At 37.0% G+C, this 1,744-nt stretch carries 1 protein-coding gene and 1 pseudogene; both read right to left on the reverse strand.

Annotation, left to right across the window (positions count from 1 at the left end):
• Positions 1-1,158 (reverse strand): ATP-binding protein (locus AC06OU_RS11240; RefSeq protein ID WP_475855839.1); only part of this gene is annotated, 1,158 nt, incomplete at its 3' end.
• Between the two features lie 4 nt (positions 1,159-1,162).
• Positions 1,163-1,744 (reverse strand): annotated as a pseudogene (locus AC06OU_RS11245) (tetratricopeptide repeat protein); the annotation flags it as partial.

Raw genomic sequence — 1,744 nt, forward strand, 5'->3', positions numbered from 1 at the left:
TTGATTACTTAGTGCCTCCAGCATATCATCTGTATTTAAAGGTCTTTCGTTCCCAGTAGTTAAAATTTCAGAAAGGACATTTTCTGATGCAATTTCTATGACGTTTTCAATATCTGCTCCAGAGAAAAACTCTGTTTTTTGGGCTAACAGCTCTACATTAATATTTTCCGCATACCGATCGCCCAGCTTAAGCTGGAAGATCTGCTTCCTCGCTTCTTCATCTGGAGGTGCAACAAATATGAGTCTGTCAAATCTTCCTGGACGCTTGAGTGCATTATCTACATCCCATGGAGTATTAGTAGCAGCCATGACTAGCACTTCATCTGTACTTGTATCAATACCCTCCATTTCGGAAAGAAATGTATCAATTATCCCCCTATGAGTTGCAGAGGATTTTGAACGGCTAAAGCCGATTGTATCTACCTCATCAAAGAACATAATGCTTGGTTTCTGAAAGCGCGCTTTGTCAAAGATGCCCTTTAAATTTCTTTCGCTAACACCTATGTAAGGATCAATGATGTCTGTAATATGCACCGGATAGAAGTTTGCTTTACATTCTCCCGCTGTTGCTCTTGCAATAAATGTTTTACCACAACCTGGAGGACCATAAAGTAAAACCCCACCCCCTGACTTTTTCTTAAACTTTGCAAACAACCCTTTATTATAGAAGGGACTTATAATGCGGAGTGTAATCGTTTTCTTCAAATCCTCTAAGCCAGCAACGTCTTCAAACGTAACATGATGAGATTTCTTTTGAACTGTCTTAGGCTTCTCTTCTCCATCGATTACCTTTAACTTTGTCTTTAATAGACTCAAGTTATCTTTTTGATCAACCGAATAATCTGCTTCTTCTTGTACTACTTGCACCTCATCTACTTCTTCCATTTCTTCTACATCTATCGAATCTTCCTGTACGTTAATAGTCACAACCGTTTCATTGGTCAGTGGTTCTTGCAATTTCATACTTACGATAGATAATTCTTGAATTATTTCCTTTCGAAGTTCATCGTCTTCACAGCAAGAAAGAGCAGTAGATAGGGATTGCACTGCCTCAAAAAGATTGCCACTTTCTGCTTGTTCCTTCGCTAGCCAATAATGTGCTTGAGGGTCTTGAGGGCTTTGTTCTACCATCTGATGGAGCCATTTTATTTTTTCCACTTACTCACCTTCTTCTCTTTAATAATAATTTCACTATTGGTTCTGACACCCAAATATAAATACAAAATACAACGTATAAAGAAAATAAAGCTCCTCCTGCAGTATCAAAATCTAATGAAAACAAGAGAATAGAGACACCAATGCCCACAATCCATGTATAGTGCATACCTATTTTATGAGCCCAGCGACTAATGGCTAGTAATGGATGGTTTATAATCTCTAATTCTTGAAGAATATTTAATAGCTTCTCATTATTCGGATCTAATGCAAATGCTTGGCGAAAATATTCCTCTGCCTCTTTTGTTTTATTTCGATTTTTGGCTGTTACCCCTAAGTGAAGAAGTTTGTTCAGTTCGTTATCATTTGAATTAATATAAGTTTGAATGGTATCTAAATGATCTTTTTCTTTTTTTTCGTCACCTTCGATTAAATAATGTAACCGTAGAATACGTCCGTCCTCTGGATCTAATTCAATCGCTTTTTTTATTAACCTCGAAGCCTTTTTATTTTGACCTACACTCTTCATCAAATAAGCGTAGCTAGCATGAACATCTGCATTATTAGGATTTAATCGAAGTGCTTCAAG

Source organism: Psychrobacillus sp. (assembly GCF_056205495.1).